Here is a 13621-nt window from a genome sequence, read left to right as displayed (position 1 = left end):
TTAAAATTCAATTTTTGCTCAATAATTGCAAAAAAGCCCAGTTTATTGGGCTTTTTTGTTTAGAAAGTTTAAAGGGTTTTATTGTCTTGGAGATATCCTCCTTTGCTCATATCTGGCACGAAGAGAAGGGCAATGAAGGAAATGATCATTATACCCGTTATGTAAAAATAAAAGAGCGATTCATGTCCCATATTTTTTAATTCAAGTGCTACATATTCAGCAGAGCCACCAAAGAGTGCGTTGCCAATAGCATGAGAGAGGCTAACGCCTAGTGCTCGCACTGAAGCAGGAAACATTGCTGATTTCACGACACCAGAGATGGATGTATACATGCTCATAATAAAGAGCATTTCAATAATGACGAACAAGGCAACCCATGTACTTTGTGTGTTGCCAATTATGCTAAGACCAGGAAATGTAAAGAGAGCAGAAAGTATACTCCAAATGATGAGTAAAGTTTTTGTGCCAATTTTATCGGCTAAGATACCAGCTATGGGTTGGAATAGTATAAAAACAAAAAGTGCAGCAGTCATTATCGTTGTAGCAGTGTGTCTATCAAAGCCTGTCGTTGTGATCAGATATTTCTGCATATAAGTTGTACAGGTATAAAATGTGAGAGAGCCCCCTGATGCAAAGCAAGCAATCACAAAAAAAGCTTTGCTGTGTTTGGTGAAAAGTTCTTTAAGACTGCCAGTTTGTTGTTGAGAGCAGCTTTCTTTGGTGGTTGTTTCAGGGAGTGAACGACGCAGATAAATCGCAACCACTGCGCCTAAGCCACCAATTACAAAAGGAATGCGCCAGCCCCATGCTTTTAACTGATCTTCTGTGAGGTAGAGTGCTAAAATAAATATAATAAAACTAGCGAGAAGTTGTCCTGTAATAAGTGTACCAGATTGAAAAGAAGCAAAGAAACCGCGATGGTTTTTAAGGGAAACTTCACTCATATAAGTTGCTGCTGTACCATATTCACCGCCTGCTGAAAGTCCTTGCATCATTCGGATTAAAAGTAAAAGAACTGCTGCTGTTATTCCAATAGTTTCGTAGGTGGGAAGTATGGCGATCAGGAAGGAGCCACCACACATCATAAAAATAGATATAAGCATTGAGCGTTTGCGTCCATAACGATCGGCAATAAATCCAAAGAGCCATGCTCCAATAGGACGCATGAGAAAGCCAATAAAAAAGACTCCTGCTGTTTTTAAAAGTTGTGTAACAACATCGCCATCTGAAGGAAAAAATTGGGATGCGAAGTAAATAGACGCAAATGAATAAACGTAAAAATCATACCATTCTACGAGATTTCCTGATGCGCTGGACATGATAGCAAAAATACGTTTTTTTCTATCCTGTGATATTAAAGTTGTCTCGCTTTTCATGAGATGTTCCCCTTTTTAAATTTATATTTGTTTTTTTATTTAAGTTTATTTTGCAATTTGTATCATAAAAGTTCAATTCTATCATAATAATTTCTTATGAAAGCTCTCGAAGGCTTATTTGGGTTATAAGTTTGTGTTTGTTAAAGATTTTATTTTGTCGTGGGATAAAAGTGTATCACATCGAATTTAAAGAGGGGTAGGCGTTGAAAAATAGGTTTAAAGCAGGAGGGGATGTTCGTGAAAAAGTGCTTAAATCTCTATTTTAAAAGTTGCCGATAGGATGTTTGGAGAGTGTAGGAAAATTGTATAACTTTTTATTATTTAATCATTCAACAATACAGATTTTTATACACGTATTCTTCATTCTATAAGCTAGCTACAAGAAGCGAATTATTTCATAGTATTTTCTTTTTTATGGAATTTTTATCAATTCATTACACAGAAAAGCTCAATTTCTTAAGCTTTTTTGTGTAATATAAATGTGTAACGTAAAAGAATTTAATGGATATCGTCATTTTGAAGATATCCCCCTTTGCTTGTATCTGGCATCAAAAGAATAGCAATAAATGCAATTATCATCATGCCAGTTATATAAAAATAAAAGAGTGATTCGTATCCAAGATCTTTTAATCCAAGCGCTACTGATTCAGCAGAACCACCGAAGAGTGCGTTAGCAACTGCGTAAGAAAGGCCAACCCCAATTGCTCGTACTGAAGAAGGGAACATGGCGGCTTTTATGATACCAGAGATCGATGTATAAAAGCTTATAATGCAGAGCATTCCAATAATGATAGATAGGGCGACCCATGTATTATCTGTATTCCCAATGACTCTAAGACCAGGAATTGTAAAGATAATAGATAGAGCGCTCCAAATAATCAGTGAAGTTTTTGTGCCAATTTTATCTGCTAAAGCACCAAAGGCAGGCTGGAGCAGCATAAAAACAAAGAGTGCAGCAGTCATTACAGTGGTAGCGGTGTGTTTATCAAATCCGGTGGTCGTGATCAGATATTTTTGCATATAGGTTGTATATGTGTAGAATGTAAGCGATCCTCCAGCCGTAAAACCCACAACCAGAAAAAAAGCTTTTCTATGTTTGCTCAGAAGTTCTCTAATGCTCCCAGCTTTTTCTTTAGAACGGCTTTCCTTGGTCGTTGTTTCATGAAGGGTGCGTCGCAGATAAATCGCAACAATTGCAGCGAGTCCTCCGATAGCAAAAGGGATACGCCAACCCCATGCTTTTAATTGATCTTCTGTAAGATAAAGTGCCAAAATAAATATCACAAGGCTAGCAAGAAGCTGACCACCAATCAGTGTGGTGTATTGGAAAGAACCAAAGAAGCCTCGATGATTTTTAAGGGCAACTTCGCTCATATAGGTTGCTGTCGTACCATATTCTCCACCAACTGAAAGTCCTTGAAGCATTCTGAGTAACAAAAGGAGAATTGCTGCTGTTATCCCAATGGTTTCATAAGTGGGCAATATGGCAATGAGGAAGGAACCACCACACATCATGAAAACAGAAATAAGCATTGATTGTTTACGTCCATAACGATCAGCAATATATCCGAAAAGCCATCCGCCGACTGGGCGCATGAGAAATCCAATGAAAAAGACGCCAGCAGCTTTTAAGAGTTGAGCAACAACATTACCATCAGAAGGAAAAAATTGTGATGCAAAATAAATTGATGTAAATGAATAAACATAAAAGTCATACCATTCTACCAAATTACCTGATGCGCTGGACACAATAGATAGAATACGGTTTCTTGTATCATGTGGTGCTAGAGTTGCTTCATTCTCCATAAGTCTATCCCTTTTTATCTACGTTCATGTATTATTTTCCCCTGTATTTATTCCTCTAAGGGTTGTCTACAGTATTTTATCTTTTGCGTCAAAAATTTAATTAGAACATAATAATTTCTTGTGCAAAATGTTTTAGGAGAGAGATTTAAATTGTATTTTTATAGGTTTTAGGATTTTAATTTTCTCTAATCAGTAGAATCGGCCATATGTACTTGTATGAAAAATTACCTTGATCTTTTATCGCATGTTTTAAATCAGGGCGTTGATCGTGCAGATCGAACTGGTATTGGGACACGATCGATTTTTGGCTATCAGATGCGGTTTGATTTACAGGCGGGATTCCCGTTGTTAACAACGAAGAAACTGCATTTGCGTTCAATTATTTATGAACTTTTGTGGTTTCTTAAAGGTGATACAAATATTGCGTGGTTGAAAGAACACGGTGTATCCATTTGGGATGAATGGGCTGATGAAAAAGGAAATCTTGGTCCTATTTATGGTTATCAATGGCGTTCTTGGCCTGCTCCTGATGGACAGTATATCGATCAAATCAGTAATCTTTTGGCTATGATTAAGGAAACGCCAGATTCTCGTCGCTTAATTGTTTCTGCGTGGAATCCCGCATTGATAGAGGAAATGGCTCTCCCTCCTTGTCATTGTCTTTTTCAATTCTACGTTGCCGATGGTAAATTATCTTGCCAACTTTATCAACGTTCAGCGGATATTTTTTTAGGTGTTCCATTCAATATTGCTTCCTATGCATTGTTAACCATGATGATCGCACAAGTATGCGGTCTTAAAGTAGGTGATTTTATTCATACTCTTGGAGATGCTCACCTTTATTCTAATCATTTTGAACAGGCTCGATGTCAATTGTCTCGTATACCAAATGCTTTACCATCTATGCATATGAATCCAGCGGTAACAGATCTTTTTTCTTTTAAATTTGAGGATTTTGAATTGCTTAATTATGAAGCACACTCACATATCAAGGCACCGGTAGCAATATGACTGTTCCAATTTGTTTAATTGCAGCTGTTGCAGAAAATGGTGTTATCGGTCGTGAAGGTGCGATGCCTTGGCACTTGTCAACAGATTTGCAACGCTTTAAGACTTTGACTTTTGGTAAACCCATTATTATGGGGCGGAAAACGTGGGATTCTCTTGGGAAACCTTTGCCAGGACGCGTGAATATTGTCATTACGCGCAATTATGACTTTATCGCTGAAGGGGCTATTACGACCCACTCTTTATCTCAGGCTTGTGCTGTTGCAAAAAGGGAAGCTTCTCAAAGTGGTGCAAATGCGGTTTTTATTATTGGTGGTGGTGAAATTTTTCAACAAGGGTTCAGTATTGCTGATAAAATATTCCTTACAGAAGTTTTAGCTTCCATTAAAGGTGATAGTTTTTTTCCTGTTTTTGACAAAGAAAAGTGGACTATTGTGCAGACACAATATATTCCAGAAGGAGATAAAGACAGTCATCCAACACGTTTTGTGGTTTATGAACGAAAATAATTGTTTGTATGGAAGTGGAATCAGATAAGAGCCATTTTATGGTATTTAAGTGAATGGTTGATATTTGATGAATGGTATTCAGTAAAAGAGGTAAAAATGCCCTGGACAAATCAAAATGGTAGCGGCCCTTGGAGTGGCGATCACAATAAACCTAGTGGTGACAAAAAAACACCAACGAAAAACTTCTTTGGTTCTGGTAATAATAACGGTGGTGACAATGGTCCCCATCTTGATGATATTTTGCGTAAAGGGCAAGATCAACTTAAACAATTTGGTGGGAGTGGTCTTTGGGGGCTCTTGTTTTTGCTCGCTGTATTTTTTTTGTTGTATCAGTCTTTTTATATTGTTCAACAAAATGAGCAAGCCGTGGAATTGCGTTTTGGTGTTCCTAAGGAAGAAATTATCGGTGATGGTTTGCATTTTCACTTTTGGCCAATTGAGACTTATATGAAAGTGCCTTTAACAGAAAAGACAATTGCGATTGGGGGCCAGTCCGGACAAACACAACAAAGTGACGGTTTGATGCTTTCAAGTGATCAGAATATTGTGAACGTTAATTTTTCTGTTTACTATCGGATTTCACATCCTAGTCAGTATTTGTTTAATGTGAATGATCAAGAAGGGACAGTGCGTCAGGTTGCTGAGAGTGCAATGCGTGAAGTTATTGGTTCGAGGCCCGTTGATGATGTTTTGCGTGATAAGAAAGAAGAAGTCGCTGATGATGTTAGAAGAATTATCCAGTTGACTGTGGATAAATATCAACTCGGTGTTGAAATAAATCGTGTATCGATTAGCGAAGCTGCTCCTCCTACAAAAGTTGCGGCGGCGTTTAATTCCGTTCAACAGGCAGAGCAGGAACGTGGGCGAATGGTTGAAGAAGGAAATCGTGTGCGTTTTACTAAGATTGGTTTAGCGAATGGTGAAGCTTCACGTACACGGGAAATTGCAAAAGGTGAAAAGGCACAAATGGTTGAAGAAGCAAGAGGACGTGCTGAGCGTTTTCAGGCTATAGCCCGTGAGGCTAAAATTTCACCAGAGGCTACACGGTATCGTCTTTATATGGAGACGATGGGGCGTATTCTTTCTTCACCAAACAAGTTAGTTCTTGATCAAATAAATTCTCCTGTGGTGCCTTATTTACCTCTGAATGAATTGTTACGCAGCAATTCTTCAGAAAGCGCGAAAAAAACATCAGCACGTTCTGCATCACTATTGAATTCTCGCATTTCTGGAGTACGCTAATTATGCAGCAATCTCGTTTTTTGTTTATTTTTAGTGCTATAGTGCTTCTTTTGATGGCTTTATTGATGTCTCTTTTTATTGTCTATCCCCGTCAACAAGTAGCAATTAAGCGTTTTGGGCAAATTGTTAAGGTAGAAACTAATCCTGGGATCTATTTGAAAGTGCCCTTTGTGGATAAGATGATTGTCGTTGATAATCGGTTGTTACGTTACGATGTTCCTACACAATCTGTACAGGTGAGGGGGGGAGCTTATTATGAAGTGGATGCATTTTTTATTTATCGTATTACAGATCCTAAGTTGTTTTTACAGCGTATTGCTTCGGGGCGTCCACAAATTGCTGCGCGTGAAAATCTTGCACCCCGTTTTATTGATGCTTTGCGAGCCGTTTATGGTAAGCGGGAATTTAGAGCAGCTTTATCAGATGAACGGGGGGCAATGATGGCTGAAGTGCAGCGGCAGTTTTCTGTAGATGCAGGTTCGTTGGGTATTAAAATTATTGATGTGCGTATTCGCAAAACTGATTTAACAGATGCTGTTTCAGAAGATGTTTATCGACAAATGGCGGCTGAACGTGAGGCTGTAGCGGAAAATATTCGTGCTCGTGGTCAGCAGGAGAGAGATCGTATTGTGGCGGAAGCTAATCGTGAATATGAAGAAATTGTAGCAGCTGCAAAACGTGATGCAGAAATTACACGTGGTGAAGGTCAGGCTGAAAGTATTCGCCTTTTATTGAATGCGAGGAAGGTTAATCCATCCTTCTATGATTTTTGGTTAGCAATGGAACAGTATAAGAATTTGGAGCCTATTCCGATGGTGATTTCACCAAACGAAGATTTCTTTTTCTATTTTCGCAATCCGCAACTGGAAAAGAGAAAATTTCCATCAACAATGAATACTGGGGCCAGTAAAGCTGATTCAAAACTTGGGGAAGAGTAGATATAAAAATGCACTGTAAACACAATTTTTTGCAAGTTTTTTTTGCATGAGAAGTGTGTTCTGTAGTTGCTTTCTTTTGTGATGAAGATGGTAAAGTGTTAAGCTATACTCATTTTGTAATAGATAAATTTAGTCAGGTTTTTGCAGTATTTTGTTAAAGGCATGTCATGGTTAGAAATGTCGTAGGTGGGGGTACATCTTTGAAGTTCTTTGTCACAAAAGTTGTTGTCTGTGTGGTTTTATTTTTATCAAGATCAATCAGTTTGTCTTGGGGAGAAGAAACAAAAAATACACTGCCTTCTGTTCCTGATTTGGCTGCGGAGCTTTTAGAGACAGTTGTAAATATTTCCATAGCACAGACCGTTGATGGTACAGAACAAGACGAAAATACTTCCGTGCCGGTTATACCAAAAGATTCATTGTTGCAAGAATATTTTAGTGATTTTTTTACACCTCAAGATGGTCAAAAAGGAAGTCAGTTTCAAAAGGTACGTTCTTTGGGATCGGGTTTTGTGATTGATGCACAAAGGGGGCTTATCGTTACAAATTACCACGTTATTGTTGATGCCGATGATATTGAAGTTAATTTTACGGATGGTACAAAACTAAAAGCGAAATTGCTTGGAAAGGATAGCAAGACGGATTTGGCGCTGCTTCAAGTCAATGCAGGAAGCAAAAAATTAAAAGCTGTACGTTTTGGTGATTCAGAAAAGGCGCGCATTGGTGATTGGGTTATGGCGATCGGCAATCCCTATGGTTTTGGTGGAAGTGTAACGGTTGGTATTATTTCTGCACGCAATCGTGATCTTAATGCGGGGCCTTATGATAATTTTATTCAGACAGATGCGGCGATTAATCGAGGCAATTCTGGAGGTCCGTTATTTGATAGAAATGGTGAGGTAATTGGAATTAATACAGCAATTATTTCCCCTTCCGGTGGGTCTATTGGTATTGGTTTTGCTATACCATCAGATATGGCTCTTTCTGTTATTAATCAGTTGCGTGATTTTGGAGAAATAAGGCGTGGCTGGTTGGCTATTCGTATTCAGCCAATAACAGAAGATATTGCAAAAAGTTTGAAATTAGAAAGCGCTGTAGGAGCATTGGTTGCTGGTAAAATAGAAGATTCTGATGTAGATAATAGTCAGCTGCAGACTGGGGATATCATTCTTTATTTTGGGAATGCAAAAATCAAGCATGCGCGTGATTTGCCGCGTTTGGTAGCGGAAAGTTCGGAGGGAAAAGTAGTAGATGTCACTGTTTTGCGGAATGGACAGAAAAAAACGGTAAAGGTTAAGCTTGGTCGTTTGATTGAAACAGATGCGAATGAAAATACAGCAGAGGAATCTGATGATGAAAAGGGCAATGCTGTATCAAAAAGTATGACAATGCACTTTATGGGAATGACATTATCTGAGCTTACAGCAGATTTGCGTCATCGCTATTCAATTACCGATAAACTTCGCGGGGTGGTGGTGACATCTGTTGCGCAAAATAGCACGGCGGATAAAAAGCGTATTTGCATTGGTGAAGTTATCGTTGATATCAATCAGAGTTCTATCACAACGATTGATGAGGTAAAAAAACGTCTTCATAAATTACGTGAGGCAGGGCGTAAAAATGCTCTGTTCATCATTGCGCGTCCAGATGGAGAATTGCGAGTTGTAACAATTCCAATGGACTAATGTTTGGGGACTAATGTTTGAGAGATTGATGTTTTAAAAGTTGTGTCTCATTCTTTGTGTTTTTGTTATTGCCATTAAAAGTATGATAGGAGCGACTTCTTCACTTTTCAAAAGAGCAATTATTTAGAAAGATGAGTAGGAGAAGGAGTCATTGAGGGATATGACTGTGCTTTGCTTTGTAGTTGATAGAAGGAAAGGCAACAGCTGTAAATGAGAGCTTGAAGCAAATAATTTACGAGGTGCTTATTGTAAATCAAAGTATTAATCATTTTTATAAAAGATAAAGCTGTTTTCTTGGGTACGTTAAACTTAAGTGTTATTTATATATTAAGGTTGCAAAAAGTATCTTGGTTTATGATAGTTCCTTAGAAGAATTTTTATGGCTGTGTTTTGTTATTGAATAATGATAACAGGAAGAAATCCCTTGAGGTTTTTTTGTATTGTTCTTGGGTTCATTTTTTTCAAGGAAGCAGAACTATCATAGTATTTTCATTGTGTTCGTTATAAAAGTTCTGCTTGTATTTTTGTTTAAAGAGTTCACTCTATGGCAATGAAGATGAAATACAAGTTTTGCGTGGTTGGTTATGCGTGTTGCAAGAAATCGTTGTTTGATGGAAGTAGAGATTTCCATTTATGAAACAGAGAACGATTACATTAATAGCGGGACCAACTGCAAGTGGAAAATCAGCGCTTGCCTTACAGATGGCGCAAGAAAAAAATGCCTTCATTATTAATACGGATTCCATGCAAGTTTATGGTGTTTTAAATATTTTAACGGCACGTCCGACAGAGGCTGATACTAAAATTGTTTCACATTATCTCTATGGTTATGTAAGTCCTACTGTGAATTATTCAGTAGGGCATTGGTTGCGCGATGTTGAGAAGTTATTGACGGTATTTTCTTCTCAATCACTTATTTTTGTTGGTGGAACAGGGCTTTATTTTCGTGCTCTTTTAGAAGGAATTTCAAAAATTCCTCATGTTCCAGATGCTGTACGCCAGAAATGGCGACTTCGGCTTGATCAGGAAGGTTCTGAAAGTCTTTATCGCCAGTTGTTGCAGGTTGATGCTGTTCTTGCTGAGAAAATTTCTTCACAAGATGGACAGCGTATTGTACGGGCTTTAGAAGTCTATGATGCAACTGATAAAAACCTCAGTTGGTGGCAGGAGCAAAAAACAACACCTCTTATTGCTTCAAATTATTTAGAAAAAATTCTTCTTCTTCCACCACGTCAATTGCTTTATGAGCGTATTCATAAAAGGTTAGATTCTATGATTGAAAGAGGAGTCTTAAAAGAAGTGCTTGCTGTGAAAGAGCTTATGCTTTCCCCTTCTTTACCCGTGATGAAGGCTATTGGGGTCTCTGAATTTATAGCTTATTTGGATGGATATAGAAATTTTGAGAGTGCCCTTGAAACGGTGAAAACACAAACGAGGCAGTATGCAAAAAGGCAAATGACGTGGTTTCGTAATCAATTTGATAAAGAATGGATGCTTATTTCTTGATAAAAGAGCAGAAAAGCTTGAAGAGCAATGTAAGAAAGAATTGTAAATTGATTTTTTGGAGACGTATAATTTTTTATTGACGAATGGTGTTTATGGAATTAAAAATCTTTTTATAGGATTTTTTTTTTTATTATATTTGTGCATTGAAAGAAGGAGGGGGGATCATACAATAGATGTTTTTGTGTGTCATAGGCTCCCCCTTGGGGCCTTTTTTTTATGCGCTCCTCTAGGAGTTTTTTTATTGTGCTATCAAGTAGGCGAGTGGGAAAAATGACAAATTATCCAAGAATGCAAGAGAGTGCGAACGGAAAAAGAATGTCGGGCGCTGAAATGGTGGTTCAAGCTCTTATTGATCAAGGGGTTGATTATCTCTTTGGTTATCCGGGTGGAGCTGTGCTTCCTATTTTTGATGTTATTTATCAACAAGATGTCGTTCGGCATATTTTGGTGCGTCATGAACAAGCCGCGGGACATGCTGCTGAAGGCTATGCACGGAGTACAGGAAAGGTAGGCGTTATGCTTGTGACTTCTGGTCCAGGTGCAACGAATGCTGTGACGCCTTTGCAAGATGCATTAATGGATTCTATTCCACTTGTGTGTTTTTCTGGTCAAGTATCAACAACTGTGATTGGAACAAATGGCTTTCAAGAGGCTGATACGGTTGGTATTACAAAGCCTTGTACTAAATATAATTGTTTGGTTGAAGATGTAAATGATCTTGCGAAAATCATTCATGAGGCTTTCTCTATTGCTCAGTCCGGACGTCCAGGACCCGTTTTGATTGATATTCCTAAAGATATTCAATTTGCTTCAGGTATTTATAGAGCGCCTCAAGTTTCGGCATCTATACCTTCTTCTTTGAAGGCGAAAGAGGAGGCTATCGAATGTGCTGTTTCTCTTTTAGCAACAGCAAAACGCCCTGTTATTTATTCTGGTGGTGGTGTTATCTCATCGGGATCTAAAGCTGTACAGCTTTTGCGTGAGTTAGTTCAATTGAGAGATTTTCCAATTACCTCAACACTTATGGGACTTGGTGCTTATCCTGCTTCTGGAAAAAATTGGCTTGGAATGCTTGGAATGCATGGAACCTATGAAGCTAATATGGCCATGCATGATTGTGATGTTATGCTTGCTGTTGGGGCACGGTTTGATGATCGTATCACTGGACGGCTTGATGCCTTTGCACCTCATGCGCGCATTATCCATATTGATATTGATCCTTCTTCTATCAATAAGATCGTAAAAGTAGAAGTTCCTCTTATTAGTGATGTCGCGCATGTTTTGGGAGATATCAATCGACGCTTACATATGCAGCAACCAATCTTTAAAAGCAAAAATCTTGATGCGTGGTGGGCGCAAATTAATTGCTGGAAAGCACGTAATTCTTTAGCATATGCCGAGAGAAAAGATGCCATTATGCCCCAATATGCTCTTGAACGGCTTTATGCGCTTACCAAAGATGTGTGTGCTTATATCACAACGGATGTTGGACAGCATCAAATGTGGGCTGCACAATATTATCGCTTTGATGAGCCAAAACATTGGATGACTTCTGGTGGGTTGGGAACTATGGGGTATGGTCTTCCTGCTGCCATTGGTGTTCAAATTGCACATCCTGATGCGCTTGTTTTATGTATTTCTGGTGACGCTTCAATTCAGATGAACATTCAAGAACTTGCAACAGCAATTCAGCATAATACGCCAGTGAAAATTTTTATTTTAAATAATCAGTATATGGGTATGGTCCGGCAGTGGCAGCAGTTGTTGCATGGCAATCGGCTTTCTCACTCTTATACGGAAGCAATGCCTGACTTCGTGAAATTAGCGGAATCTTATGGTGCCGTTGGTATTCACTGTTCAAAACCGGATGAACTTGATGATAAAATTCAACAAATGATTGATTGTGATAAACCAGTTCTCTTTGATTGTCGTGTTCATAATTTAGAAAATTGTTTTCCTATGATTCCATCTGGATGTGCGCATAATGATATGCTGTTGCCTGATGAGGCGAATGATGAAGTTATTGCAAATGCTGTTTCTTCTGAGGGAAAGATTCTTGTATAAAGTGAATATATTAAGAAAATAATGAAGGATGGTGATGATGAAGTCTTTGGAGTCTTCATCTCTGTCTCTTCTTTGTGGAGAGTTCTATTATCCTTAGAGCTTATTTTATGAGTTTCCTCCTTTGTTTAAAGACATGGGGTATATTGAAAGATTCCGTCGTGCAAGAAAAAAGCCACCGTGCTCGAAGGGTATAATCATGCAAACTGTCATGCCTATGAAAACAATAGAAAAGTTTTTCACTATGTTTTGGTTTCACATTATGAAATGACTCCATATCGCTTTTTTAAGGGCTTGATAGGAGAATCCCCCTAGCGGCTTGAAAGGAAGGGCAAAAATCACAAAGATCAAATGCAGCCATAGAAAAATCAATTGGCCACCATAGCTGATAGTCAGGTAGTAATCTCAGCTGATTATACGGGACAAATTTATACATATGAGATGTGTAGTCAATATATATAAACCAGAATAATGCTCAACATCATATCATTATCAGGATATGAACATTGAAAATCAAATACTCTTTCTTTTATTTGTTTTACATATCTATGATTCCATAAATCTGTAGACACAAACACTCTTTGAATTCACCGCATTGGATTTTATAATTATCAAATGATCCCCAAAATTTATTTCTAGAGTGTAGAGCTATTCTGTTATCAATATATAATAATCTTCCTGGTTGTACATCAATTCCAAAAGATACATCCTTAATAGCTTCATAAAAATGATCTAAAGCTTCCTTGGCTTTTTTTGATTGTGGCTCTAACATGCCCAGATAAAAAACAGCGCTGATATCTGGGAATTCACCGTTCCTTTGAACGAGAGGCATTTTACTTGTAGAGGTTTCACCATTTTTTCTCTATCTATAGGGAACATTAATTATCCCTTAAGCTACTCAAATCCTCCTCATTTAAAAGTTTTAAAGCGAGACGTGCATCAGATATTCTAGTTAACGGGCTATCAACATCATTGCGAACACCAGATAAAAATATCCCTTTAGGAGATAAATTAAAACCAGTTATAAATTTTAGTGCAGCATTTTCTATATGAAAATCTAACTCAACTTCAGATCCTAATCCTGTATAATCTTTTTTGTTATCCTCTAAAGAAACCAAGTTATTTACTATATGTTTGCTTTCAAACTTAATTGAATGAGGCTCTCCGATCAATAAAGAAAATATCATAATTAAATTTTTGCTCATATAGCCATTTTTACAAGACGCATCTAAATTATAAGGATTTGGTGACGTATTAATTTGTCTATCAATTGGAAGGTTTTCAAAGATTAAATATGGTCTAGGGGTTAGACATCTTTTGATTCATAAGAATTGTCAATATTCTATGTGGTAGCAGTGAAAATGCTATTTTTAGCTCGACCGAATATTCAATACCACTGTATAGGATCATAAATAACATGGTTTAAAGCCTGCCAAAGTTTATCTCTCTCGATATTGCTCAACTCAAAAGTATTTTCACTTATTATTATA

11 protein-coding genes are annotated in these 13621 nt (G+C 37.8%); 7 read left to right on the top strand and 4 right to left on the bottom strand.

Annotation, left to right across the window (positions count from 1 at the left end; genetic code table 11):
* Positions 1-68 precede the first annotated feature (68 nt).
* On the bottom strand, positions 69-1376 hold the full coding sequence (locus J7R10_RS03040) for an MFS family transporter (protein ID WP_010705410.1): 1308 nt from the start codon (positions 1374-1376) through the stop codon (positions 69-71).
* A gap of 498 nt (positions 1377-1874) precedes the next feature.
* Entirely contained in the window at positions 1875-3182 is a 1308-nt protein-coding gene (locus J7R10_RS03035) for an MFS family transporter (protein ID WP_010705409.1), read from the bottom strand.
* Between the two features lie 216 nt (positions 3183-3398).
* On the opposite strand from J7R10_RS03035, the gene J7R10_RS03030 reads away from it, so the two are divergent.
* The 7 genes from J7R10_RS03030 (at position 3399) to J7R10_RS03000 (ending at position 12134) form a co-directional block, all read left to right on the top strand.
* On the top strand, positions 3399-4193 hold the full coding sequence (locus tag J7R10_RS03030) for a thymidylate synthase (RefSeq protein ID WP_010705408.1): 795 nt from the start codon (positions 3399-3401) through the stop codon (positions 4191-4193).
* Positions 4190-4699 (top strand): dihydrofolate reductase, encoded by a 510-nt coding sequence (locus J7R10_RS03025; protein ID WP_010705407.1) that lies wholly within the window; start codon positions 4190-4192, stop codon positions 4697-4699. Before J7R10_RS03030 ends, J7R10_RS03025 begins: the two co-directional genes overlap by 4 nt.
* 96 nt (positions 4700-4795) lie before the next feature.
* Positions 4796-5941, top strand: coding sequence for an FtsH protease activity modulator HflK (hflK, locus tag J7R10_RS03020; protein ID WP_010705406.1), 1146 nt, complete (start codon positions 4796-4798; stop codon positions 5939-5941).
* A 2-nt stretch (positions 5942-5943) separates the two neighbouring features.
* Positions 5944-6879 carry a protease modulator HflC gene (hflC, locus tag J7R10_RS03015; RefSeq protein ID WP_010705405.1) on the top strand — a complete coding sequence of 312 codons (936 nt, stop codon included), beginning with the start codon at positions 5944-5946 and terminating at the stop codon, positions 6877-6879.
* A 167-nt stretch (positions 6880-7046) separates the two neighbouring features.
* A complete protein-coding gene (locus tag J7R10_RS03010) occupies positions 7047-8564 on the top strand; it encodes a Do family serine endopeptidase (RefSeq protein WP_010705404.1) in 1518 nt (505 codons plus the stop codon).
* Positions 8565-9197: 633 nt separating this feature from the next.
* On the top strand, positions 9198-10070 hold the full coding sequence (gene miaA, locus J7R10_RS03005) for a tRNA (adenosine(37)-N6)-dimethylallyltransferase MiaA (RefSeq protein WP_010705403.1): 873 nt from the start codon (positions 9198-9200) through the stop codon (positions 10068-10070).
* A 270-nt stretch (positions 10071-10340) separates the two neighbouring features.
* Complete coding sequence (locus tag J7R10_RS03000; protein ID WP_010705402.1) at positions 10341-12134, top strand: acetolactate synthase 3 large subunit; 1794 nt, start codon at positions 10341-10343, stop codon at positions 12132-12134.
* A gap of 535 nt (positions 12135-12669) precedes the next feature.
* Here the strand turns inward: J7R10_RS03000 and J7R10_RS09875 are convergent.
* Both J7R10_RS09875 and J7R10_RS09870 read right to left on the bottom strand, forming a co-directional pair.
* Positions 12670-12963 carry a TauD/TfdA family dioxygenase gene (locus tag J7R10_RS09875; protein WP_026501294.1) on the bottom strand — a complete coding sequence of 98 codons (294 nt, stop codon included), beginning with the start codon at positions 12961-12963 and terminating at the stop codon, positions 12670-12672.
* A gap of 46 nt (positions 12964-13009) precedes the next feature.
* Positions 13010-13318: a hypothetical protein gene (locus J7R10_RS09870; protein ID WP_245257362.1), complete on the bottom strand. Its 309-nt coding sequence runs from the start codon at positions 13316-13318 to the stop codon at positions 13010-13012.
* Between the last annotated feature and the right edge of the window lie 303 nt (positions 13319-13621).

Source organism: Bartonella vinsonii subsp. berkhoffii ATCC 51672, from assembly GCF_902825225.1.
In the GTDB taxonomy this organism is placed as follows: Bacteria; Pseudomonadota; Alphaproteobacteria; order Rhizobiales; family Rhizobiaceae; genus Bartonella; species Bartonella berkhoffii.
The sequence above is the reverse complement of the archived record's forward strand: the minus strand, read 5'-3'. Positions and strand labels throughout refer to the sequence as shown.

Coding starts and splice junctions, on each gene's coding strand:
- hflC (WP_010705405.1), top strand. CDS start 5,944: ATGCAGCAATCTCGTTTTTTGTTTATTTTTAGTGCTATAGTGCTTCTT.
- J7R10_RS03000 (WP_010705402.1), top strand. CDS start 10,341: ATGACAAATTATCCAAGAATGCAAGAGAGTGCGAACGGAAAAAGAATG.
- J7R10_RS03040 (WP_010705410.1), bottom strand. CDS start 1,376: ATGAAAAGCGAGACAACTTTAATATCACAGGATAGAAAAAAACGTATT.
- J7R10_RS03035 (WP_010705409.1), bottom strand. CDS start 3,182: ATGGAGAATGAAGCAACTCTAGCACCACATGATACAAGAAACCGTATT.
- hflK (WP_010705406.1), top strand. CDS start 4,796: ATGCCCTGGACAAATCAAAATGGTAGCGGCCCTTGGAGTGGCGATCAC.
- J7R10_RS09870 (WP_245257362.1), bottom strand. CDS start 13,318: ATGATATTTTCTTTATTGATCGGAGAGCCTCATTCAATTAAGTTTGAA.
- J7R10_RS09875 (WP_026501294.1), bottom strand. CDS start 12,963: ATGCCTCTCGTTCAAAGGAACGGTGAATTCCCAGATATCAGCGCTGTT.
- J7R10_RS03030 (WP_010705408.1), top strand. CDS start 3,399: ATGAAAAATTACCTTGATCTTTTATCGCATGTTTTAAATCAGGGCGTT.
- miaA (WP_010705403.1), top strand. CDS start 9,198: ATGAAACAGAGAACGATTACATTAATAGCGGGACCAACTGCAAGTGGA.
- J7R10_RS03010 (WP_010705404.1), top strand. CDS start 7,047: ATGGTTAGAAATGTCGTAGGTGGGGGTACATCTTTGAAGTTCTTTGTC.
- J7R10_RS03025 (WP_010705407.1), top strand. CDS start 4,190: ATGACTGTTCCAATTTGTTTAATTGCAGCTGTTGCAGAAAATGGTGTT.